Genomic DNA, 22,665 nt, shown 5'->3' on the forward strand with positions numbered 1-22,665 from the left:
CCGGAGCAAGAACTGCTTCATCGAAATCTACCACATCAAAATAAACCTGACCGTTTCCCGCCTTGTAACTTCCATAGTTTTCAAGATGTAGATCACCGCAAATCCACACTTTGGTCGGGTCATCCCAAGGCCTGTTGCAGGCGAAATCTTCATAAAACAAATGGCAGCTGCCCCTGAAAAATCGGAAAGGACTTTCCTGCATTGCCTTATACTTGAGTTTTAGGAAAAAAGGATCTCTTCCTTTGTTATATTGATATACTCTTGAAGTAATGGTTTTCATGATTTGTNCACTTTGGTCGGGTCATCCCAAGGCCTGTCGCGGGCGAAATCTTCATAAAACAAATGGCAGCTGCCCCTGAAAAATCGGAAAGGACTTTCCTGCATTGCCTTATACTTGAGTTTTAGGAAAAAAGGATCTCTTCCTTTGTTATATTGATATATTCTTGAAGTAATGGTTTTCATGATTTGTTAGCGGAAGGCAACATACACATTACATTTTTTGATAAGATAGCGATTTTGGCACAAAATATTTTCGAATCGGTATATTATTACCTGGCTTCTGGATATCCCGCAGTCCCAACAACTGAGGCTTGTCAGATTGGAAGTGATAAAAATAATTGGGCTGCTAAGCATTTAATTTTCAGCAGCAGCCCAATTATTATTTTGCTATTGAACTCAACCCATATTTAGTCTTTTGTCCATTGAACGGTTATCCAAGAAGGAGATCGCTGGAGACTTTTCCCTCTAAAAACAATATTATGAAAAAGTTACTGTTGGAAGTGGGTTGATTCCGATGCTCATGTTTGGGGAATAAAGTAAAGTCGAAATCTGCACCGCTTTATTTTTGGACGATGTCGAAATCCGTAACCAGACCGTCGGAAGTCAGGTGAACCAGAATATAGGCGTCAGGCTGGCTGGACTTTAACCGATAGGTAACTATCTCCGCAACGTTGTGGTCATGGCGTTGAATTCCCCGGCCTGCGACATTTTCAGAATGAACAAAGGTGATCGATTTCAGACTGTCGGGTTCATGCACTCCATTTGAGAAATCCCGTTTAGCTCCTGCTGTGATGCCGGGTGCTTCCTCGAGTATTTTACTGCCTTTTATCATCGCCTGTAAGGCCACCATAATTTTGGGCGTGCGCGCCGGGTCAGGATCAGTACTGGTTTTTAGTGTATTGAAAAGTGGACCAATGCGTGGAATTTTTCGTTCGTTGTTGTCGTCCTTATAAGAAAGGCTGATCACATTGCCATCTGTATCAGGAGTGAATGTGAGCGAAACATTCCGGTCGGCGGATGCAAACTCGGTGAGGGTTACCGGTACGAATTCTTCGTCACTAAAACCATCTTCCAGAGTAAAAAGCCGGTTGTTTTCCGCCTGGAAAGTTATCATCCGGTTATTTGCCAATTCGTATCTGCCTTCGAAAGCGGTTAAGGTTTTGGCATTGGCAGGGACTGCGGTTCGTTTGGGTTTATGGACCGGAAATCCGTCCCAGTGATAAAAGTCGGCGACAGCGTCGACGATCCTGCCCATCATGTGCGAGTTATCATTTGCATTGATCATGATAACAATACCCTGGCCTTTGTCGACACTGGCAATCATTAGCGCATCAAACCCTTCATCCCTGCCATTGTGCCCAAAGCGTGGAGTCTTGTTATCTCCCTGCAAAAAAACACCAAGCCCATCCCTGTTTTTCTGATCAGTGAGCATTTCGCGGGTCATAGACTGGGACAGAACACTGCCCTGTTTTCCTGCAAAACCATCCTGAATACTGATCGCGAACCGCGCCAGATCAGACGGTGTGGTCCACAATCCTGCTGCTGCCATTTCGGGGTAGATGTGCCATCGGCCTTTGACCAGGTTACGATTGTTGTTGTGACCGGTTGCTGTCAGTTTTGCCTGATCGGCCGGTAAAGGTTGCTGATAAGTACTTTCGTTCATTTTTAGTGGTGAAAGAACATTTTTCTGCATGAATGCGGGGAAGGCAGTGCCGGTAACGTCTACCATAAGTTGCTGCATTACAGTGTAACCTCCACCCGAATAACGCCAGCGGGAGCCTGGTACAAAATCCACACGTACCGGTGGCGTGTTGGCTGGCGTCGATCCATCGAGAATCTGGATTGCAGATGGTATCCTGCTACCTGCTTCATATCCCGGAAAACCATGTACGGTAAGTCCTGTGGTATGGCTCAGTATTCCGCGCAGTGTTACTTTTTTATCCTTTGTGAAGTCATTTTCGGGGACCTGCCAACTTTTTAGCTTTTCATTTACATTTTCATCCAGAGAAAGTTTTCCCTGGTCAACCAAATACAGAGCGCCCAAGGCAGCAACAGATTTGCTGATGGAACCGGCCTGAAATAAAGTGTTGGTTGTTACTGGCACCTTGCTGTCCTTGTCAATAAATCCATAGGATTGAGCTTTCAATATTTTTCCGTCCTGGATGATGGCCAAAGACAAACCGGGAATGTGCCGTTTTTGCATCTGGCTCCGGATGAAATTGTCCAGATCGTCCGCGTGAACGTTAGCAATCAGAAGTAAAAAAGACAGAAGCAGAATGGGCTGATTTTTTTTCATGGCTGTTGTAAATTGAAATGTTCATTTATTTCAAATATAGGAACTTAGCTCAGCAAATTCTATGGAATGTTTACGCGGATTGCCGATTTGTTAAATTTTACGACGCGGTGTTATTTTCCGTTTTGTTAAAGACATCCATACAATCGAAAGTTCCAATAACTGTGGCCGTACGTACTCAATGAAGTACTATTTTATCTATTGCCAACCAATTGTATCCTTCAAGCTATTTATCTATCCGTTCGGTTCGGATTCCATTACTGAATGTTTGCAATTTTTCGATTTAAGTACTGTTCGTTTTGCTATCGCGCTGCACGCCGGAACAATAACGCTGATCCGATGAACAGCATGGCAAAAAATGCATGTAAACCAAATACTGCCACCAAACCGTTGGTAAAAGCGGGCGTTCCGATGATCATCGCAATTACAGGAACTATAGCCATGGCGAACGCCGTAGCAAACAGTGCTTGTGACATAGCCCGCGGCTCTAAGCGTGCGAGGATAGCGCCGGTGCATCCGACGAGGAGTACCCCAAAATACATCATATTCGCCGGGTTGTCACCAAGGATACCGCCAACGGCAACATTCATCCAAATGAGGATTAATACTGCCGCAAGTGCCACTCCGACGGCGGATCGGTATGACTTATTGCTCAATTTTTTCTTCGTCACGAATTCATAGATGAAACCGGCACCAGCCAACAGCAGGATAATGACAAGAAAAAAGGCGGCGGGCCTCCATTGCCAGGTGGCAAGAAGCGTCAGAAGGAAGGGGGTAAGCACTATAAGTGTGATGACGATAGTCCTCTCTGTCAGTTTTATTTTCATGTTTTGCATAGGATTAGAGTTTTGTTATGGTTCTTTGGTGAAAACTTTCTCTCCGCCACGTCGTTTTATTGTCATCTGTTTTTTTGCGACGTCGAAATCAATGATAACTGCACCTTCAATTTGAAATTTATTCTCTGCTGTTGCTTCCAGAGGGACGGCGGATTTTTCGCCCGGTGGTTGAAATAAAAGTGTTGAACCATCTCTGGTGATCGTAAATTTCACGGGTGCTTCGGGGCTCGAATAAACTCCGACGTATTTATCCAGCACTTCCGGGCTGACTGCGATCGATTCCAGAGTGGGAATCGTAAACGGTTTGTTGTAATAAATGTCGACAACACCGCGCATGATATTGGCTACCGGGTAAACCTTCGCGTTCGTTGTGTAGGCGATGGCCAGTTTTTCTTCCGGCAGGTAAGCCAGCCACGCTCCGTAGTTGTCCGCACCACCCGTATGCCCATAGAAGGTTTTACCGGCGAATGTGAAGGGCTCCATTCCTGACCCCTCGCCGTCCCTTATCGTTTTCATCTGATCGAGACTCTCCTTTGACACGATCTTTCCGTCGAACAGAGCCTGGATGAATTTGGCCATGTCGTTTGGTGTTGACACAATCGCGCCCGCGCTGAAGAGGATGCTTGGATGGGTTTCGGGCACGGGTTTCCATCCGTCACCGAAGTTCATATAGGTAAGGGCTTCATTTTTGCTCACGTCAATATTTCCAGTCGCTACGTACGTATCCGGAAGCCCAACCTTTGAGGTGATCCTTTCCTTGAGGGCTTCCTCATAAGTCTTGCCGGTTACCTTTTCAAGAATAAGACCTAAAAGCTGATAGCCGGAGTTGCTGTAAGAATGTTTTGTGTCAGGCTCGAAATCAGGCTTGGCTTTGACGATCATGGCGAGTATTTCGGCTTTCGTGACCGGAATCGTTTTCACATCTCTTTGAGAGCCCTGCTCGCGCTTTATGTTAGGGATACCGCTGCGATGCCAGAGTAATTGCACGATCGTAATTTTCCCGGCGTTTGGGACTTGCGTGAAGAACCTGTCGAGCGTGTCGGTCAACTTTAATTTTCCTTCCTCGACAAGTTGCAGAATCATCGCGGCGGTGAACATTTTTGTGATCGAACCAATCCGGTATCTGCTCGTCGCGTTCAACGGGTTCTTATCAGCGCCGTTGATCTGGCCGTAGCCGATAGAACGCGTATAAAGAACGTTGCCATTCCTGGCAATGATAAGGCTTCCCATGGCTTTGTTTTTTTCGGCAAGTCGGTCAAAAAATTGATCCAGTTTAGCCTTGTCAGGTGTTTGGGTGTACCCGGCAGCTGATAAGCTCAGTGCGAGAACAATCATGATTAGTTTTTTTATTTTCATCGTGACAATAAAGCATTTAAATGCGTTTCCCTTTTCTGAATACTTTGTATTTCAAAGTAAATAAAAAGTACTTTGAAATACAAAGTAAAATGTAAAAAACTTGTTAACATTGTTTGACCGGTCGAAAGGAGCGGATCTGCCAAGAAGAAGCAACTTAAATATCAAAACGTGAAAGGGGACTTGAATTTTTTAGTTCAAGTCCCCTTTGCATGTATTCAAGATCACAACATTTGCGTTCAGGGAGAAACAACGAAAGAGTTTACCGCCTGCCGACCATTGGTTTTGATTTTAATGGTATACTTTCCGGGTGAAACATTAGGGATGGATGGCCTGATAACTTGTTCTTCCAAAATTAACTGAACCTTGTTATCTGCGTAAATCCTTACTCCCTTTGCATCATAAATTGCGATTGAAGCTTGTTCGGAGACTTTTAGTCCCTGTATTTTAAACGCCAGACTTTTGCCTTGTCCGGGATTTGGAAAAGTAATCACCGATAAGGGAAAAACCGCCGGTTTTATACCCACAATGGAACTGTATGTGAATGTCTCGTCAAAATCCACCTGTTTAAGTCTGTAATACGTATAATCTGTGAACGAATTTGTATCGTTTATCCGGTATTTTTTTGTTGACGAAGTTGAACCCGCACCCGAAAGTTTGCCTATCGTCGTGTATCCCAGGGTCGGATTCAGCGTTCTTTCGACCTCAAAATAATCGTTGTTTGACTCTTCGCTGGTTTCCCAAAACAATTCAACGTTTTCTTCATCGACGCGCTTTCCTTCGAATCTCACAAGTGTTACCGGCAATGTCGATGACCTGCACAGGTTATTGACGCAAGGATCCAGGCTCGCAAAAAGGGATTTTACCATTCGTTCCGGATAATAATTCCCATTGGTCTGCGCTACAAGTTGATTTGCCTTTTCCTGTATTTTCGACACATACGTATTTTGTGCCTTTACCCCCGCACAGGATATCAGACAGACCGAACAATAAAGAATAAATCTCATAATTTTTAATGCGATTTTATTGATCAGTTATCAGAAGCTATCATCCATGCTGGCAACATCCCAAGCAAATTGTGTAGGATTTGCTGTCCATTTTCCTGTCTTTCTGTCCTGAGAATAGGTTGTGATCCTTATAGCCTTGTAAACCATTTCATAGCTTTCGGCGATTCCCGGGCAGCCGTCGGTACAACCTTCAACTGTACTCGATGTGATCTTGGTAATATATACGCCCTTAAGTTCAATTTTATTGACAACCTGAGTCTGTCCGTTATTATCTGCTGTGCTGACTATCTCCATATTGGGTATCGATTTTCCCTGCGCGATAAGTGGCAGGAGTTTGTTGGAGGCCACATCCACGCCTTTGGTTATCACTATTTGGTTAAATTGGGCTTTGCCAACGGAAGCGCCACCACCTTTTAACCAGGAAGATTCGGCAGTAACTCCGAATTGCCGGCTCGAAATCACTGAATAATTTAAATAAGTTCCGGAAGGCCCGGCACCGTCCGTAATATTGTCTGCCTTAAGAAAAATGTCCTGCGCAAAAACGTTGCTGGCAGCCAGACAAAACACGATCAAAAGTAAATAGAGGTTTTTCATCAATAGTTTGGGTTAAATTTTCCGATAAAAGTAAAATTTTATACACAGAAAACCTATTGGCTATTTGAAGTTATCCAACTCCATTCCTGTTCTTTTACAGGCATGTAAATTCCAGGAAAACTAAACCCAAACGGAAAGAGAATCTCGGTTTGTATGAGTAACTTGATGGAACTTTATTGTGTATACGTCATGGTAATGGAGCGATTTGCTTCATTACCAAAATATGTGAGCGGCTGTCGCATGGCGGATATTGGATATGTGACAGTGTGCACGCGCGATTTCGCGCGTGCTTTTTTTACTATTTTTCAACAACCCACCGGTTTACGCTGTTGTGCTTGCCTTCAATGACAACTTTAAAAAAGCCGGAAGGAAGCTTTGAAACATCCAGTTCACACTGCTGATTTTTCACAGGTATCTCGGCCATTAAGAAATAGTTGTCTCTTCCACCCGTTTCAAAATGATTGGTGGTCGATATCCAGATCTTCACTGTCTCGTCTTTGGTAACTGCATGCCATGAGACATTAATTTTATTTCCTTCTTTTTTTAATTCAGGTCGGTCAATTGAAATTTTTCCTGTTAGTGAAACACCATCCACCTCAAAGGCCTGTTCTTTCGGAATGTTAACATCCAAATGCCGGGTAATCGTAGGCATAATATCGACTATGCCCGGCGTAAATGATCCTTCTTTTCCCTTAAAGTGAGTGTTCAGATCTTTTGCGTTCGTAACAATCCAGGTATCGCGTTCCCGGTCTGACTGTGAGCCATGCCCTCTGCCGGTTTTCGGGTCACGACCATGGTCCGTTGTGACCACAATCAGCCAATCTTCCTGGAAGTTCTTCTGCCTGTACTCAATGGCTTTATAAAGGCGTCCCATCTGATCATCCATCATCCCGATGGCCTTGTGAAATTGTTCGCTGTCTCCATACTTATGACCCATGTCGTCGGTGTATTCAAGATAGACCCACGATAGGTCCGGGCTGTCGGTACGGATATAGGAAGCAGCTTCGTCGACAACCTTTTCATCAATCCGGTGAATGTATTCACTTTGTTTGTCATGAGGGAAATGAATGGTGTCAAGCTCAAAACCATCGAAAGGGTAATCGATGCGTAATCTGTCGGTTTGTGGCAGGCCGTCACCAATCAATCTGGTGCGGTTGTCCAGCCAGGTGGAAAAGACAGCACTTCTTTTATGCGGGTATTGCTCTTTAAAAAAACGGAATATTGTCCAGTACTGGTAGTTGGGATCCTTAATGTCATTGTCCCACACATTGTGCTTGTTGACCCAGGTTCCGGTAAGCAAGCTATTATAACCGACAGCCGAGATTGTGGGCGTCTGCGAATAACTTCCTTTTTGTCCCCCTACATGGGCACGGGTGAATCCCCCGGCCTTTGAGATAATGTCCAGGTTGGGTTTAGCTATTTTTTCGATTACGTCACCCGAAATACCGTCAACTATGACGAACAGCGCCTTTTTTTGCCTGATTTGTCCATATCCATGGTGGTTAGTAATGATCAACGCGAAGAGAAATAATACTTTTTTAAACATTTTTCAATTGGTTCTATGTTAAAAATAGGTTTAGGATACTGTTCAGGTAGTACAGATTTTCTGTTAGTTTATCTCAAATACCGTCAGCACTGCTGAATGATCTGAGCGCTGTTGCTGACAATATGTTTTGATGAACGGGAGCCATCGCTCCCGTTCATTGCAGTTTACCAACCAAAAATCTGTTTTAGCGCAGGGTTAAGAAGTATCTGCTGCTGAGGGACAGGCCGATAATAATATTTCGGCTCCTCAAATTTTCGGGCTGCCGTTTCAGTAACTAGTGTGCCACCGGCCAATCCATTTTTTAAATAGACTGTCACGTCTTCGCCAAACGCACCTGCTTTGTAGTAAATCAGTGTGATCCCCAGGGAGTTTTTCAACTTCTGGGCCTCAGCGGGAATGGAGGTGTTTTTATCGATCAGAATGATATCCTCTATACCATCTCCGGTCATGTCATATTTGCCCAATCCGGGAAAATACATACCTTCGGGAATGTTGGTCAGCAGTTTTCCCGCTTGCCATCTCATCATATCATCAAACCTTGAATTCTCAAATGCAAGTTCAACGCGCCTTTCACGCCTTATTTCCAGGATAACCCCTGTGTTCGGGCCCGAAAGGTTGGGATACTTCTGTTTGAGAACCGCATCAGGATTTGCATTGGCTTCTGCAAGATTCAGGTCGGGCATACCTGCACGCTTTCTTAAAAGATTCAGTGATTGATCCAGATTTGCCTGGGTGAGCGTACCCAGTTCTGCAAGTGCCTCTGCATAGATCAGCAGAGCCTCAGCATACCGGTACACCGGGAAATCAACCCCATTGATAATCGTTTGGTCCGCAGTATTTACATAACCTTTCAACTGATGGTAACCTGTAAAATTCTTGTTCAGACGCTGCACATAAGGAAGCGTTTCGGGCTGCCTTACCCAGCCGGGATAAGCAAAGGTTTGAGAGAGCCGCGGATCACGGTTTTCAAATTCTTTCACATAGCCAAACTGCTGATAACCGGAAACATCAGTAAACCGGCTGCCATCTTTCATCAGATAGGTCTGGACCAGATCACGAGAAGGCGACTGTTCATACTCTCCAAAAACAACGGTGTTGACATTTTGATTTTTGTTTTTGCTCTGGTCATAAATGTTGACATATATCACTTCCGGATTGCTAAGCAGATCCTGGCTTGAGAAAAGTGTCCCATAGTCCAACGCCGCTTTTCCGGTATTGTAAACGGAGAATTTACCCGACGATCTAATTTCTGCTGCGATATCAGCCGCTTTTTGGAGATACGCAGCCGCGGTGTTTTGCAGGTTCAGCTCTGCATGATATTTTCTATACGTTCCTTCATAGAGTGCCGTTTTCGCATAAAGCATCTTGGCTGCCCATTTACCGGGCGTTCCCGTTGGTACCTTCTCACGGACATTATTGGCTGCAAATTCCAGATCTGCCATCACGCTGTCGATAACAACTGCGCGGTTGTCCTGCGTTTTGTACAGATCCTGATCGCCCGGATCCAGCGTGCCTGAAAACCAGGGGACGTTGGAGTATCTTTTGATCTTTGACATATAAAAATCTGCCCGGTAGTATCTGGCAAGCCCCGCGTAGTGGTTCTTAATTTCGGCGGAGACAGTTGCTTTGTGATAATTTTCTAAAAAATAATTTACATTTCGCAACCTCGACCAGTCCCATCCGCCTGTTATATTTTGCGCATTGGGAGTTCCCGTCATGATGGTTTTCATCTCAACTGCGCCGGTTGTGGCTGCGTTGTCTGTATTTTGGTCATTAAGGTATGTATTCCGGTCCGGGAAATAGGAACTGCCATTGGGCAACTGGGTAAGTCCGTTAACATACAGTGACAAATCTCCTTCAGTGTTAAAGAACAGCTCAGGCGAGATCTCGGTTTGAGGAAAACGGTCGAGTTTTTCGCAAGCTGAAAGTCCCAGGATCAGCAAAAACGGGACCAGGATGTATTTATAATTTTTCATGATTGTTCTTGATAGCGTTAATAAATCAGAATTCAATGTTCAGGCCAACAGCCATCTTTCTTTGGAAAGGGTAGGCCCAGGCGGCATAACCTTGGTTGACAGCCTCCGGGTCAATGAATTTTTTGATTTTTGAAAATTCAAAAATATTCTCACCCGTTACATAGAACCTGAACCGTTGCACATTAATCCGTTTCATCAAAGAGGCAGGTAGGGTGTATCCTATGGTGACGTTCTTCACACGCAGATAGGCCCCGCTAAGAAGATACTTGGTTTGCGGAATATCCAGTCCATTTCCTTCATTGGCATCGGCAAGCCAGGATTGCATCACCGGATATTGTGGATTCAGATTGGCATCAGCAAGTCCGGCGGCAATGTAAGAAGCAGAGTGCTTCGCCCGGTCGGCGTCCGAGTCGGCCGTTGCACGGTAGTGATCAAGGTGCCAGGGGTATACATTCGCATAAGGCTGTTGATAAGGCCCCCAGAAAAGATAATGTCTTGGGTAATAATCGCCTTTTAAAACCCCCTGCATGAATATTGATGCATCAAAGCCATTCCAGTCGGCACTCAGATTTAATCCGATTCTGTATCGCTGGGTCGAATTTCCGATCACTTTTAAGTCTTTGGGGTCTTTCGATGACAGACCTTTTTCAATTTTGCCGTCACCGTTCAGATCCTTGTATTTAGGCCAGCCGGGGATAATATCCAAGGCTCCCCAGGGGATAATAGCCTTTTGATTCAGTTCGGCAATTTCCTTTTCATTTTTAAAGAATCCGTCACTTTCCAGTCCCCAGATTTCACCCAGGTCCTGTCCCTGACGGTAGGTAGAGAAAAGCTGCTGTTCGTTTTTAAACTTTGTTATTTTGGAACGTGAATCTGAGAGGATCAACTTGGTCTGAAAAGACAAAGGTTTGGCTCCGACATTATAGGAGTCGTTGTAAGCAACCGAGAGTTCCCAGCCTTTTGTTCTCAGATCGGCAGCGTTTTGCTTGGGCACGGATGTTCCCAGTACACCCGGTAATTCCTGGCCGGCAGTAAGCATTCCGGTGGTATTCCTGATGTAATTATCGTATGTGATAAGGATTTTGTTTTTTAAGATACCGATGTCTCCTCCAAAATTTAGTGTCGACACGCGCTCCCACGTGTAGGTATTAGGATCGATCTGAAGTGACGGCGAGCTGGTAATAATCCGGCGCTGCACACCATCAATGATTGTACTTGACAGACCGGTTGGCAGACGGTATAGATAATCAAAATAACCTACATTCTGATTTCCAAGATCACCATAAGAAGCTCTGAGTTTTAGTGTGGAAACGCTTGGAGTAAGGAAATTCAGGAACTTTTCGGAACTGGCAATCCAGGCTCCTGATACCGAAGGGAAAAATCCCCAGCGGCGTTCTTTTGGAAAACGTGAAGATCCGTCCTTTCGGCCATTGAATTCAAGGATATACCGGTCAAGCAGGGTATAGTTGATTCGCCCGAAAAAGCTTCTGGTCGCGTAGGCTTCATACAAAGAAGATATTTTTGCTTCGCCCGTGGTGAGGCCTATGTAAGGCAGTGATGAAGAAACCAGTACGTCGCGCTGCGCGGTTACCGTGCTAAACGAATAACTTTCCTGATTGTATCCTCCCAGAAGGCTCACAGCATGCACACCAAAATCTTTTCTGTAATTGGCGTACAGGTTAATAACGTTGTTTTTGATATCTCCCTTTCTTTCACTGACACTTCCGTTTCCGCCTTCCTCACGGATATCATCCGGTCCGTAGCCAATCTTGTATTTTCGTGAATTAGTCGAGTAACTCCACATTTCTTTTTTGAAACTGGCATCGGCATTTACTTGGAGATCGCCATTCAAAAATGTTCCTACGCCACTCATAATGTTTTGCAAACCAAACATGTTTTCCATGTTATCTCCCCCGTCAACAAGCTGGGCTGCCAACCTTCCGGCCGAAGTATTTGCCCAGGAGCCATCCGGATTTTGCGCAACATCGGTGGGTTTCAGATAGTACAGGTCTGTGATACCTACAAACGGTTTTTTCTTCTTTGTCTGGTAGACAGACAGGTTGTTATCGACTTTCAGCCATTTAAGCGGAGAAAAGTTAAGTCTGGCTTTAAGTCCGTAGCGATCCCAGTAGTCTGGTGCCAGCTTGTTAAGTCCGTTCTCTTTGGTGTAATCCGCAGATAAATAATAACCTACCGGCATATTGTTTACTTTGGCTCCCCCGGAAAAAGACAATCCATGTTTTTGCGAAAAAGACGATTTATTCAGGAAGTAATCATACCAGTCGCTGTTTCCCATGTAGGCCCATTTGGTTGGGTCTGAGGGGTCTAGACGGGTATTGGGCAAAGAAGGGTCGTCTGACCGCTGTTTAGCCCATGCATAATATTCGTCCGAATAATTTACATAATCCCAGGGGGTGTTATCCGTTGAAGTTTCCAGTACCCGGGAAAAGATGTACGGATCGGTTACCGGCTTGGGAAGCACCGTGGGTTTACCCCAGGAGAAATACGTGTTGTAGCTAATGGACTGCCGCCCTTCGCCGCCTTGCTTGGTGGTAATCAAAATCACACCAAAAGCGGCACGTGCACCATAAATAGCCGCCGAAGCTGCATCTCTTAACACTGTAAATGAGGCGATATCGGCCGGGTTAAGCCGTAGCATATCAAATCCGTCGGATGCAGGAATTCCGTCGATTACAATCAGCGGTGATCCACCGTTGATGGAAGAATACCCTCTGACGTTGATTTCAGGAACCGTTCCGGGTGCCCCGCCACCGTAGGTGATATTGAGTCCCGGGCTGACACCCTGCAAACCCTGCATCACATTTGCAATGGGCCTGGCTTCGAGCTGCTTGCCCGTAATCTGGTCGACGGCTCCGGCGATGTTGATTTTCTTTTGCGTGCCAAAACCGATCACGATGGTCTCTTCCAGATTGTTGGCATCCTCTTCCATCGAGACATTCAGCGTACTCTTGCCGCTTACAGCGACCTCCGTTTTCTTGTAACCAATGTAGGAAAAGATCAGTACGGCGTCGGAAGAGACGTCAGCCATTTCAAAATTCCCATTGGCGTCTGTGTTGGCACCTCGCTGAGTTCCTTTGAGTAAAATGCTCACGCCGGGGAGATTTTCGTTGTTTTTCAGATCTCTGACCGATCCTTTCACAACGATAGGCTGGCCGTAGACCTGGCAGAGGCCGGTCAACACGTAGCCGATGACTAAAAACAATGCATTTTGCACGCATTTTTGCCATGCAGTTAATGGTAGTTTTACTGACATAATTGTTTTTTGGGTTTAAGATGATACCAGGTAATTGAAACGAAATTCAAATTTCCTCCATTTTAAATTATTGTTTGTTAAGGGATTATTAACTAATTGTAAACATAGATTAATTGAATGTTCATTCAAAGTATACGTAAATAATTTTTTATGTTTTTTTAGTGGAGAATCTCTTATATTGCTTTAAATATATTTTTATTACACTCGCTCGATGGGAAGAAGAAGTCTAAAAGAAACAAGGCAGAAGGAAATTATAAAGGTCTTTTATAAACTGGCAAAAAAAGAGGGACTGGAAAATACATCCATTGCCAAAATTGCCAAGGAAATGGACATTAATCCAAGTCTGATTATTCACTACTTTCAGACAAGGGAAGATCTCACCATCGGGTTGATCGATTATATTCTGGACAAGTATCAGCTGATCTATAAAGTAAATGAAAAGAAAACACGTGATTCGAAAGCAGCCTTGCTTGAGATCATCGACAATATTTTTTCAAAAAAGTGGAATACGTTGTTTGATGACGGTTTGTTTTATAGCTGTTATTCACTGACGTTCCGCGAACCCGAGATCAGGGGCATGTACAAGAAGCTTTTGGATACGCTCAGAAGTACGCTCAGCCAGTATATCCGTCAGTGCCAAATTGAAGGCCTCGTGGATGCGGAAGATGCTGAGCATATTGCAGACAGTATTTTTGTATTGGTCGACGGAGCATACTTTTACTTGAGCCTTGTTACCAATAAGAAAGAACATCAGGAAAGGCTAAATAAATATAAGCAGCAGGCAATCTCGATGCTCCGGATATCGGAAATTTCACTTGTTGAGTGATAGGTGTAGGTAGCGCCGGTAAATTGCAAAAATTCCAATGATAAGCCAGATGACATTGACAACCAGATTAGGTTTATCTCCGTAGTAAGCGGAGTTTATAATAAGGCCAATGGCTCCTAAGATGTTAAGTGAATGAAACCGGTAGCTGTTTGCTTTCAGCATTCCGGTGCTTAATAGCAAGTAGGCGAAAACGTAAAATATAACGCCAAGCCAACCGGCGAATTCTATTACTTTGTTGTCCATGAGCACTGATATTATATTGCGGCTAAATTAAATGAGAAATAAGGTTTGTGTCTGAGCGGATAGAATCTTATTTGTGTCGCATAAGTCTTCAAAACTGCTGTTTGAAACATGGGGGTGGTTTTTATGAATTTCTGGCAAAAATTGTTGTGCGAAGCAGCGATGACTGTCCTTGGTTTGGCTTATTGTTATTTTGTACCTCATGTGTATATACGTAATTTGTGAAAACGAAATCAACCCTTTTGAAGTGCAAAACTAAGCTATTGCTGCAAGACTGACATGGGACAGTCTCAAAAAATGGAGATGATAATTCTTAATATTTTGTATTCTTTCTGTCTTCCTGGGAATTAGTTTGTTGTAGTGCGTTTTTATATTTAGTATACAAAACAGCTTTTCACAGGTGCATCGCCAGTTTTGGTAAGCTACGATGAGATGTTGCAATCATATCAGAGGTTCTTTATTGACATAAGAGCTTGAACGGTGATGTGGATAAAACAATATACCATAGCGTTATGAATTGTCCTATTGATATGAGCGTTCCGATTTTGAAATGCCAAGTTTTATGTGCTGGCTAATAGACAATTTGGTGTCTTTTTTATTTGTATCGGCAAATAAAAATATGGAAGCGAATAATTATACAATAGGCCAGATACCGTGACCGGTTAAAATTCCCTTTGCAACATAAAAGCCCCATGCAGCTTTATCACTACATGGGGCGCGACAGATCGGGGTTTATTAATTTTATTTGGGCAATGCTTCCAGCAGCTCGTGGGTAGTGAGCAGTGCGTGGGCGTATGTCGGGCCGTTAAGTTCGTGGGCGGCGTGCATCATTTCCTGTGTGAATGCTGCGGTAGCGTCCTTAACCAGGGTCACGTGGTATCCGAGCTCCATCGCGAAACGGCAGGTGCTTTCCACGCAGGTGTTGGCCAGTAAACCGATGGCGATCACGTGGGAAATACCTCTCTGTTTGAGCAGCATGTCAAGGTCTGTGTTGGCAAAGCCACTTTGGCCCCAGTGTTCGCTCGCAATGATATCTCCTTTTTGAGGAATGAAGTCGGGATGCCACTCGCCGCCCCAGGTGCCTTTGGCAAATGAATGACGATCCATGATGGCCACCTGCGTGGGGTTTGGATATTTCCAGTGCAGGTAATCGGTTGGCTCCCACCTTTTATGGGGAACGATAAATACCTGGATACCGGCATCGCGAACCGATTTGACAATAGCCCGCAGATTGTTCAGTAGATTATTGGCCTGGGCAATTTCTTTTACTCTCGGCCATATTTTTCCACCCTCCGACAAAAAGTCGTTGTAGGGGTCGATAAACAGCAGCGCCGTTTGATCGCGTTGATAATCCTGTGTTTTCATTTGATCTGATTTTAAAAATCTGCTTCTTTTAGTTATTGCTCAGTGCATGCCGTTCAATGCTTGCTGCAAACAGCGGCGTTTCCGTTCTGTTGTGATAAATGGAAATGGGCTGACGCTGGGTTTTAAATACATCAAAAGGTATGCCCTGTTTTTCAAGAGCTGTGATGAATTCGTCAGTTGGTCTCGACAGTACCCGGTTTGTGAATTCACAGGTATGGTCATCAATTTTCTTAACACTCAGTTCCCAGTGTACATGAATCGTGACGCGACCCGTTGGCGTAAAAACATCCGAAACAGATTCCAGGATCAGGTGAGCCGGTTCTGCTAATTTTTCAACATAGTGCTGCACCATCAGGCTTCCGCCAAGGACCTCCACATTTATCGACATCCGTTTCCCTTCCGGCGAAGTGGTAAACCCTGCCGCGATATGTGCGGGCGAGCACGACTGGTATTCCTTTTCCGGTAGTGTAAAACACCATTCCGGTATGTTGACCTTTTCGATGGGGGCGTTGATGATCGCTGAAAAGCTCGAATCAACGATGATTTGTTCATTTGCCATGATATTTTTCTTTTAAGGTAAATACTAAAAAAGTTGCTTGCGATGAGGACAGGATCGGTCAGGATCCTTTGGGCTAGCGAAGCGTTTTAAAGGCTGCACGCATTTCTTCTGCAAAGAGCTGCGGCTGTTCCCATTGTGCAAAGTGCCCGCCTTTGGTTACCTCGTTAAAGTAAATCAGCTTTCGGTAGCTGCGCTCGGTCCAGCTTTTTGGCGCCTGGTATATTTCACCGGGAAACACCGTGACGGCAACCGGTATGGGGTTATCTTGGCAGTCTGCTGTTCGGCCGCATTGAAATTGTTGTTATTGTTTTCCCAGTACAGGCGTGCTGCCGAAGCTGCGGTGTTCGTAAGCCAGTAGAGCGTAATGTCATCCAGCATTTCGTCTTTTGAAAGCGCTTTGCCGGCGTCGCCTCCGCTGTACGTCCAGTCATTGAACTTGTCAAGGAAAAACGAAGCAAGCCCGACAGGCGAATCTGTGAGGCCATAACCGAGCGTTTGAGGGCGTGTAACCATCATCCCGGCATAACCAGCCCCTTTTGTATACAAATAACTAAGTGACTTATAGGCTGTCAGCTCTTTGGCAGAAAGTCCCGACGGGGCCGGGGCGCCGCTGTTCAGTGCCTTGGCAATCTCCGCCGGAACGGTTGCAGGCATATTTACGTGAATTCCCAACAAACCGGCAGGTTTCTGACGTGCCATCGCATCGGCTACTACGGAGCCCCAGTCGCCTCCCTGAGACACATAACGCGTATAACCCAGTCTTTTCATTAACACGTCCCAGGCGTTGGCAATTCTGTCGGGTCCCCAGCCGGTACCTTTGGGTTTTTCTGAAAATCCATATCCGGGCATCGACGGGATAATTACGTCAAATGCATCGGCTGCGCGTCCGCCATAAGCCTCGGGATCTGTAAGGGGGCCAACGGCTTTGATCAACTCAAACACGGAGCCCGGCCAGCCATGGGTAATGATCAGCGGAAGCGCATTCAGGTTTTTGGACCGCACATGTACAAACTGAATGTCAAGCCCATCGATGTTCGTCACAAATTGTGGGAGCGCATTCAGTTTGGCTTCGGCCTTCCGCCAGTCGTAATGGGTTCCCCAATACCCAACCAGCTCCTGGATCTGTGCCAGCTGAACTCCCTGGGTTCGGTCGGTAACGGTTTCTTTATCAGGCCATCTTGTGGCCAGAATGCGCTGATGGAGATCAGCCAGTTCGGTTTCACTGACTTTGATTTGAAAGGGACGGATGGTCTCCGAAGCCTGTACATCACCAACTGAGGTCTGTCCGAAACCGGGAGTTGTAAACAGGATAAGTATCATCGCAATATTTGCAATGGTTATATCGGCAATGGTGCGCCAGAAGATTTTAATCGTTTTCATGATTATTAAGTTTATTGTTGTTAAAAAAATTAATGATTAGTAAGTTGTTGATAATGAGTTGATTGTAGTAAATTATTTAAGAATTTTAAAAAGGGTTTTATGGCAAAACCCGTAGACCAACGGTCGTTGAACCGTTATTTTTGGGCATCACCTATCCTGTCCGGGTGTTTCCCGAATGAAAGAGGATCTGCTGTTGAAGAATTTTACAGTGCTGTTTTTACACCGGCTTGAAGGATGTTTAATCGATTCCCAATCCCAAGTGCCGTGAAGGAGTCTCTGAGCATTTCGCCTGTTTCGGTGTAATGCGACCAGCCTTCAAAATGTACGGGGATAATCGTTGCCGAAGGAAAAGCAAAGGCAGTATCAATGGCGTCGTTGGTGCTCATGGTCACACTGAATGGCCCCCGTGGCTTGGCTGCCCCTGCAAAGATGAACACATACTCAGGTGCGAATTTTCGGGCAACTTCCTGAATACCCTCGTAAAAAACAGTGTCGCCGGTAATGTAAATCTGCGTGTCGGCGGTTGTAACGATGAAGCCGGTGACGTGACCCGTAAGATGTTCACTGCCTGCCGGCCCATGCCGGGCCGGTGTTGCCGTGATGCTGACCTCATCATTCAAAACGATGCTGTCCCAGGGAGATAACCCCACCGCTTTGCCACCTAATCTCTCCGCACCAATTTTCGTGGTGTAGGTTTTAGCGACCGATTTTAAAAATGCTCTGCCTGCATGATCCAGGTTATCGCCGTGTTGATCATGGCTAAGCAGTACAGCATCAATTTTCCCGATATCCGTACAAGTGGGTCCTGCCGTTTTCTGATAGGCTGGTTTATCGTTAATGCTGAACATTTCGCCGGCCGGATCAAGTGTTGGATCTGTCATCAGCCGTAACCCGCCGATTTCCAGAATAATGGTGGGACCTCCCAGATAAATTACGTTAATCGCCTTTTTCATGACACAGTGTTTTAAATTGTCAGGATATGCCGGAGAAATTGTCTTTAATGAACCGCTACGTCGGTCAGCATTTTGTTAACGATTACCCATCGATTGTCAATTTTATGAAAAGAAATAAACTCGTCATAATTGAAATCGTACATTTTTACATGCAGCTTCGCAACGGCGATCGAGTTGACCACATCGATTGAAACGATTGTCCCTTTAAAAGGCTTACCAGAGTCTTTTACACTTTGACGGTTTTTTACACCGTTGAGGTATTCGTCCAGGTTTTTGGCATAGGGCTGCCCCTTGATATCCCCGAACAACAGCGTGCCGGGATGGTAAATGCTCCCGAGTAGTTTGATGTCGCCCTCGTAAATCCCTTTAAAATAATAGTCTTCCAGAATCCTGGTTATGGCTGATGAATCTTCCTGACTGGTTTCCATTTTGTTTGAATTTTGTGCTTTTACTACCGGCAGCGTGCACGATAAAAAAGCGGTTAACAAAAACATTCTCATGTTAATTCAGATTGTGTCCGGCTGCAATGCCGCCGTCTACATTGATAATCGCTCCGGTGATAAAGTCACTTTTGGCCACGGTGTAAACCATTTCTGCAACTTCTTCCACTTCACCAACCCGGTTTAGCAGATGCAAACCGGCACTGTTGTCGGCGCTGTCGCCATGCATCGGTGTACGGATTGTGCCCGGTGCCACGGTGTTTACCCGGATGTTGTCTTTGCCAAATTCAGCTGCAAGTTGTATCGTAAGTGCATGTATTGCACCTTTGGAAGCCATTTGAGCCGTGATAGGAACACCTCCCAGCGCATGATTAACCAGCGGTGTGCCGATATTGATGACCACGCCGTCGTGCTGTTTCAGCATTTGCGGAAGAATAGCCTGGGTGGTAAAATAAGTCCCTTTCAGGTTGGTATCCAGAAACCGGTCCAGATAGGCTTCGTCCACCTCTAAAAATGGTTTGGTTTCAAATATTCCTGCGTTGTTTATGAGCACATCCGCCGTTCCGAATCGCTCGATTGCAGTAGCCAGAAGCCTCTCTCCGGTACTTTTATCCTTCACATTTCCCGCTACCATAGCCAGGTTTTCACCTGCGCCCAATTCCTGATAAACCTGTTCCAGCTTATGCGCTGTTGTCGAGTTGATCACGACGTTATCGCCGTTTTTTAAAAAGTGGCGGGCTATTTCTTTACCTATGCCGGACGAGGCACCGGTAACAATGATTGTTTGCTTTTTCATGATCTTCTTATTTTTTGTCTGCTGTAATACCTTTTTCTCGTAACACCGATACCTGCTCTCCTGTAAAACCCCAGTCGTCAAGTTCTACTTCCTGGATCACCACGTGTGTCAATTCAGGGTCTTTGTTCAGTACACCGGTGATCAGGTCCGTTACCCCTTTGATCAGGATTCGTTTTTGTTCTCTCGTAACGCCTTCGCGGGTTACTTCGATTTTTACGTATGGCATGACTTTACTTGTTGATGTCGGAGCCGCCGGTTAGGCAGCTCTGGCGGTTAATGATACATTCAGTTCAAAATCATTATAGATCAGCGTGTCGCCCAGATCCTTAAAGAAATTCCCGGAGCGGAACCGGATACCGTAACTCGTGCGGTCGATGACCAGTTTGCCGCTGGCGGTCAGTTCGCTGCCGTTAACTTGTACATCGGCATCAAAGCCCACAGGATGGGTAATTCCTTTGATGGTAAGCTTTCCTTCAATATAAGTGCCTGAAACAGCGGTGATCTCCAAAGTAGCTTCGGGATATTTTTCAGAAGAGAAGAAATCATCCGAAGCCAGGTGGCCGTAAAACTGGGCATTCAGTGTTGGATCTGTGATATCCAGTATTTTGATCGATGTGGTGTCGATTACAAATTTGCCACCAGTCAGTTCACCGTTAATTAAAACGAGCTGACCTTCTTTAACTTCGATGGTGCCATTATGGGCACCGGTTACTTTTCTTCCTACCCAATCGATGCTGCTTTGAGCGCTTACGATTTCAAATTTTTGAGTTTCCATTGTCTTTGTTGTTAAATTGTATATCAAATTTCGCCAGTATTCCCGAGCTGGTTATGTGATCTAAATCACATTTGAACGAAGGATGGGAATATGTGATGCAGATCACTTTTTGGACGTGGCTGGTTATTCCAATCCCGCTCATCTTGATATAAGTTCAATGGTTATCCTGTTACTAAATATCATTACGAAGCAATGAAATTTTCCCGATTTATTTTGGCGTTCGGGCAGTCGGCGGGAGGAGTAGGAGTGACTGGAAAAGCGGAATTTGAGCGGGATTTTCTTTTTGTGAAGTTTGGGCTGTTTTAGAATCTTGCTTGTTCTAAGCGGCAATACCGGTATGTTGTTAAAACAATGATAAGGCAATTTTGAGACGTTTAATATGCCCGTCGTTTTTGAAAAAGCTGATATATAAACAAAAGTATCTCTTCGTGGTGAAGAGATACTGAGTGTGGAAAGCGGACTAAGCAGCTTCCGGAAATATTTGAATTTGTTTAATTATTCATCGGAAGTCTCTGGCTGAACTTCACGCCATCATTTTAAGGATTTCGATATTCCGATTCTGGTTTTTGAGAATGCTTACTATGTTAATATCCGGGGTTTTGTGTCATGTTTGGGTTTCCTTCCGTTTCTCTTGCCGGAATTGGCCACAGGTAATCTTTCTGGGAAAATGTGCGGGTTTCTACGTTGACCGCCTTTTTTGTTTTTGGATTGATGGCTCCTTCAACGATACCGTTCATTACTTTTTCACCGATTTTCCACCGCCTGATATCAAACAAGCGGCTTCCTTCAAAGGCCAGTTCGACACGTCGTTCGCGTTGGTATAACTCTCTTATTTTAGCTTCCGAGTTATAAACAGATACATCTGCATTTGGCATTTTTGCCCGGTTTCTGATTTGATTGATGTATTTGAGTACATCCGGATCATTCCATTTGCCACTTTCCACCAACGCCTCAACGTACATCAACAACAAATCTCCGTAACGATGGATCATATAATCCAGCGAGCCGCCTTTTCCTTTGTCCGCCAGATCTACGTATTTCCGAAGCCAATAGCCGGTTTTGGAAGAGTAAATAGCTGCCAGTCTGTTCGGGTTGTTGGGTGAATCATCCCACGGGTCAAGGTTGCCGTAATAAGTTGAACCAGGGTAAGCAATCGTGGCGTCCATCCTGGGATCCCGGTTGGACTTGTAATTGGGACTTTGTTTGTAAATCTCAGCACTGTCGGTCCCGAGTTCGGTCAGCGTTTTGCCCTGTTTGGTTTCGTAGGTATTCACAAGTGAGGCCGTTGGATTCAGGCACGCATTTCCTCCGAGATAACCCGGCGCACTTCTGTAAAAAGTGTCATAATTTCCACCCTGTTTTATGAAAATCCGTTCTTCATTTACCTGACCTTCGTAATTGAACAAGGCTGTATAATTAGGGTGAAGTTTGTAGATGTTTAGATCAATAACCTGCTTGGCCGCAGCTGCTGCCTGTGCATACTGGCGATTGTTTAGTAACGCCACCGTTTTCATCGTATAGCAGGCACCCTTGGTGATTCGCTTTACATCATTGATAGGATAAGTGGCAGGCAAATCAGCCGAAGCTGCATCAAGTTCTGCAACAACAAAATCAATAACTTCCTGCCTGGAATTCTTTTTCAGGTCGGTTTCGGTCGGGAGTATAACTTTTGTAACAATGGGTACTTCGCCATAATACAGGAACAGGTCAAGATGAAGCCAGGCTCTCAATGCACGTGCTTCTGCAAAGTATCTCTTTTTCAGATTTGGTTCTATCAATGCTTTCCCCGCATGTTCCAAAAACCTGTTTGCGCGGCGGATTGCGATGTAATTTTCTTCCCAAACGGGCTGTACGGCGTACCAGTCATTACCTCGCATTTGTGAATTGGCGTTACCGAGTGCAATTGTATTGACCTCCCCAAAGAAATTGGCATACCAAACGGCGTTATCCGTCATCCCTTCAAAGGTGATTCTTGTATTTTTTTTAAATTGAAACTGCCCCGTCGGCACCTGATCATAAATCGTATTGAGTGCCGTATTGATTTCCCCTTCCGTATTCCAGAAATTTTCGTCGGTGGTAGCGGTTGGGTGATCCTTCTTCAGGAATTCATCGTTACAGGAACTCAGAAAAAACAGGGTTATTAATAAAAGATATATTCTTCTCATGGTTTAGT

The 22,665-nt window shown here is 45.0% G+C and carries 21 protein-coding genes; 1 reads left to right on the forward strand and 20 read right to left on the reverse strand.

Annotated features, from left to right (window positions below; translation table 11 throughout):
- The 10 genes from M1L62_RS15465 to M1L62_RS15505 all read right to left on the reverse strand — a co-directional run.
- On the reverse strand, positions 1 to 280 hold a 280-nt coding region (locus M1L62_RS15465), incomplete at its 3' end, for a DUF2252 family protein (protein WP_254560504.1).
- Entirely contained in the window at positions 277 to 462 is a 186-nt protein-coding gene (locus M1L62_RS29720) for a DUF2252 family protein (RefSeq protein ID WP_374760302.1), read from the reverse strand. The genes M1L62_RS15465 and M1L62_RS29720, both read right to left, overlap by 4 nt.
- Before the next feature lie 376 nt (positions 463 to 838).
- Positions 839 to 2,575 (reverse strand): serine hydrolase domain-containing protein, encoded by a 1,737-nt coding sequence (locus M1L62_RS15470; protein WP_254560505.1) that lies wholly within the window; start codon positions 2,573 to 2,575, stop codon positions 839 to 841.
- Between the two features lie 299 nt (positions 2,576 to 2,874).
- Complete coding sequence (locus M1L62_RS15475; protein ID WP_254560506.1) at positions 2,875 to 3,399, reverse strand: hypothetical protein; 525 nt, start codon at positions 3,397 to 3,399, stop codon at positions 2,875 to 2,877.
- 24 nt (positions 3,400 to 3,423) lie between these two features.
- Positions 3,424 to 4,743, reverse strand: coding sequence for a serine hydrolase domain-containing protein (locus tag M1L62_RS15480; RefSeq protein WP_254560507.1), 1,320 nt, complete (start codon positions 4,741 to 4,743; stop codon positions 3,424 to 3,426).
- 257 nt (positions 4,744 to 5,000) lie between these two features.
- Positions 5,001 to 5,768, reverse strand: a complete 768-nt coding sequence (locus M1L62_RS15485) for a T9SS type A sorting domain-containing protein (protein ID WP_254560508.1) — start codon at positions 5,766 to 5,768, stop codon at positions 5,001 to 5,003.
- 30 nt (positions 5,769 to 5,798) lie between these two features.
- Positions 5,799 to 6,362: a type VI secretion system tube protein Hcp gene (locus M1L62_RS15490; RefSeq protein WP_254560509.1), complete on the reverse strand. Its 564-nt coding sequence runs from the start codon at positions 6,360 to 6,362 to the stop codon at positions 5,799 to 5,801.
- Between the two features lie 298 nt (positions 6,363 to 6,660).
- On the reverse strand, positions 6,661 to 7,908 hold the full coding sequence (locus M1L62_RS15495) for an alkaline phosphatase family protein (protein ID WP_254560510.1): 1,248 nt from the start codon (positions 7,906 to 7,908) through the stop codon (positions 6,661 to 6,663).
- A 164-nt stretch (positions 7,909 to 8,072) separates the two neighbouring features.
- Positions 8,073 to 9,884, reverse strand: a complete 1,812-nt coding sequence (locus tag M1L62_RS15500) for a RagB/SusD family nutrient uptake outer membrane protein (protein ID WP_254560511.1) — start codon at positions 9,882 to 9,884, stop codon at positions 8,073 to 8,075.
- 25 nt (positions 9,885 to 9,909) lie between these two features.
- Positions 9,910 to 13,158, reverse strand: coding sequence for a SusC/RagA family TonB-linked outer membrane protein (locus M1L62_RS15505; RefSeq protein ID WP_254560512.1), 3,249 nt, complete (start codon positions 13,156 to 13,158; stop codon positions 9,910 to 9,912).
- Positions 13,159 to 13,369: 211 nt separating this feature from the next.
- Here M1L62_RS15505 and M1L62_RS15510 point away from each other — a divergent pair, with 211 nt between their 5' ends.
- Positions 13,370 to 13,984, forward strand: a complete 615-nt coding sequence (locus M1L62_RS15510) for a TetR family transcriptional regulator C-terminal domain-containing protein (RefSeq protein ID WP_254560513.1) — start codon at positions 13,370 to 13,372, stop codon at positions 13,982 to 13,984.
- On the opposite strand, the gene M1L62_RS15515 is transcribed toward M1L62_RS15510, so the two are convergent.
- From M1L62_RS15515 to M1L62_RS15560, 10 genes are all read right to left on the reverse strand, one after another.
- Positions 13,970 to 14,227 (reverse strand): CBU_0592 family membrane protein, encoded by a 258-nt coding sequence (locus tag M1L62_RS15515; RefSeq protein WP_254560514.1) that lies wholly within the window; start codon positions 14,225 to 14,227, stop codon positions 13,970 to 13,972. The two genes, M1L62_RS15510 and M1L62_RS15515, sit on opposite strands and share 15 nt — an antisense overlap.
- Before the next feature lie 738 nt (positions 14,228 to 14,965).
- Positions 14,966 to 15,589, reverse strand: a complete 624-nt coding sequence (locus M1L62_RS15520; RefSeq protein ID WP_254560515.1) for a cysteine hydrolase family protein — start codon at positions 15,587 to 15,589, stop codon at positions 14,966 to 14,968.
- 28 nt (positions 15,590 to 15,617) lie between these two features.
- Positions 15,618 to 16,148 (reverse strand): hypothetical protein, encoded by a 531-nt coding sequence (locus M1L62_RS15525; RefSeq protein ID WP_254560516.1) that lies wholly within the window; start codon positions 16,146 to 16,148, stop codon positions 15,618 to 15,620.
- A 174-nt stretch (positions 16,149 to 16,322) separates the two neighbouring features.
- Positions 16,323 to 17,528: an epoxide hydrolase family protein gene (locus M1L62_RS15530; RefSeq protein WP_254560517.1), complete on the reverse strand. Its 1,206-nt coding sequence runs from the start codon at positions 17,526 to 17,528 to the stop codon at positions 16,323 to 16,325.
- Between the two features lie 203 nt (positions 17,529 to 17,731).
- A complete protein-coding gene (locus M1L62_RS15535) occupies positions 17,732 to 18,481 on the reverse strand; it encodes an MBL fold metallo-hydrolase (RefSeq protein ID WP_254560518.1) in 750 nt (249 codons plus the stop codon).
- A gap of 44 nt (positions 18,482 to 18,525) precedes the next feature.
- Positions 18,526 to 18,909 (reverse strand): nuclear transport factor 2 family protein, encoded by a 384-nt coding sequence (locus M1L62_RS15540; RefSeq protein WP_254560519.1) that lies wholly within the window; start codon positions 18,907 to 18,909, stop codon positions 18,526 to 18,528.
- Positions 18,910 to 18,982: 73 nt separating this feature from the next.
- Complete coding sequence (locus M1L62_RS15545) at positions 18,983 to 19,717, reverse strand: SDR family NAD(P)-dependent oxidoreductase (RefSeq protein WP_254560520.1); 735 nt, start codon at positions 19,715 to 19,717, stop codon at positions 18,983 to 18,985.
- Between the two features lie 7 nt (positions 19,718 to 19,724).
- On the reverse strand, positions 19,725 to 19,943 hold the full coding sequence (locus M1L62_RS15550; protein ID WP_254560521.1) for a tautomerase family protein: 219 nt from the start codon (positions 19,941 to 19,943) through the stop codon (positions 19,725 to 19,727).
- A gap of 30 nt (positions 19,944 to 19,973) precedes the next feature.
- On the reverse strand, positions 19,974 to 20,492 hold the full coding sequence (locus tag M1L62_RS15555) for a YceI family protein (RefSeq protein WP_254560522.1): 519 nt from the start codon (positions 20,490 to 20,492) through the stop codon (positions 19,974 to 19,976).
- Between the two features lie 584 nt (positions 20,493 to 21,076).
- On the reverse strand, positions 21,077 to 22,657 hold the full coding sequence (locus tag M1L62_RS15560) for a RagB/SusD family nutrient uptake outer membrane protein (RefSeq protein WP_254560523.1): 1,581 nt from the start codon (positions 22,655 to 22,657) through the stop codon (positions 21,077 to 21,079).
- Positions 22,658 to 22,665 lie beyond the last annotated feature (8 nt).

It is taken from the genome of Dyadobacter diqingensis (genome assembly GCF_024220585.1).
Taxonomy (GTDB): Bacteria; Bacteroidota; Bacteroidia; order Cytophagales; family Spirosomataceae; genus Dyadobacter; species Dyadobacter diqingensis.

Bases quoted from the DNA above. Each gene is read 5' to 3' on its own strand.
- M1L62_RS15470 (WP_254560505.1), bottom strand. From the start codon at position 2,575: ATGAAAAAAAATCAGCCCATTCTGCTTCTGTCTTTTTTACTTCTGATT.
- M1L62_RS15500 (WP_254560511.1), bottom strand. From the start codon at position 9,884: ATGAAAAATTATAAATACATCCTGGTCCCGTTTTTGCTGATCCTGGGA.
- M1L62_RS15530 (WP_254560517.1), bottom strand. From the start codon at position 17,528: ATGAAAACGATTAAAATCTTCTGGCGCACCATTGCCGATATAACCATT.
- M1L62_RS15560 (WP_254560523.1), bottom strand. From the start codon at position 22,657: ATGAGAAGAATATATCTTTTATTAATAACCCTGTTTTTTCTGAGTTCC.
- M1L62_RS15475 (WP_254560506.1), bottom strand. From the start codon at position 3,399: ATGAAAATAAAACTGACAGAGAGGACTATCGTCATCACACTTATAGTG.
- M1L62_RS15545 (WP_254560520.1), bottom strand. From the start codon at position 19,717: ATGAAAAAGCAAACAATCATTGTTACCGGTGCCTCGTCCGGCATAGGT.
- M1L62_RS15495 (WP_254560510.1), bottom strand. From the start codon at position 7,908: ATGTTTAAAAAAGTATTATTTCTCTTCGCGTTGATCATTACTAACCAC.
- M1L62_RS15485 (WP_254560508.1), bottom strand. From the start codon at position 5,768: ATGAGATTTATTCTTTATTGTTCGGTCTGTCTGATATCCTGTGCGGGG.
- M1L62_RS15510 (WP_254560513.1), top strand. From the start codon at position 13,370: ATGGGAAGAAGAAGTCTAAAAGAAACAAGGCAGAAGGAAATTATAAAG.
- M1L62_RS15490 (WP_254560509.1), bottom strand. From the start codon at position 6,362: ATGAAAAACCTCTATTTACTTTTGATCGTGTTTTGTCTGGCTGCCAGC.
- M1L62_RS15555 (WP_254560522.1), bottom strand. From the start codon at position 20,492: ATGGAAACTCAAAAATTTGAAATCGTAAGCGCTCAAAGCAGCATCGAT.
- M1L62_RS15535 (WP_254560518.1), bottom strand. From the start codon at position 18,481: ATGAAAAAGGCGATTAACGTAATTTATCTGGGAGGTCCCACCATTATT.
- M1L62_RS15520 (WP_254560515.1), bottom strand. From the start codon at position 15,589: ATGAAAACACAGGATTATCAACGCGATCAAACGGCGCTGCTGTTTATC.
- M1L62_RS15525 (WP_254560516.1), bottom strand. From the start codon at position 16,148: ATGGCAAATGAACAAATCATCGTTGATTCGAGCTTTTCAGCGATCATC.
- M1L62_RS15505 (WP_254560512.1), bottom strand. From the start codon at position 13,158: ATGTCAGTAAAACTACCATTAACTGCATGGCAAAAATGCGTGCAAAAT.
- M1L62_RS15480 (WP_254560507.1), bottom strand. From the start codon at position 4,743: ATGATTGTTCTCGCACTGAGCTTATCAGCTGCCGGGTACACCCAAACA.
- M1L62_RS15550 (WP_254560521.1), bottom strand. From the start codon at position 19,943: ATGCCATACGTAAAAATCGAAGTAACCCGCGAAGGCGTTACGAGAGAA.
- M1L62_RS15515 (WP_254560514.1), bottom strand. From the start codon at position 14,227: ATGGACAACAAAGTAATAGAATTCGCCGGTTGGCTTGGCGTTATATTT.
- M1L62_RS15540 (WP_254560519.1), bottom strand. From the start codon at position 18,909: ATGGAAACCAGTCAGGAAGATTCATCAGCCATAACCAGGATTCTGGAA.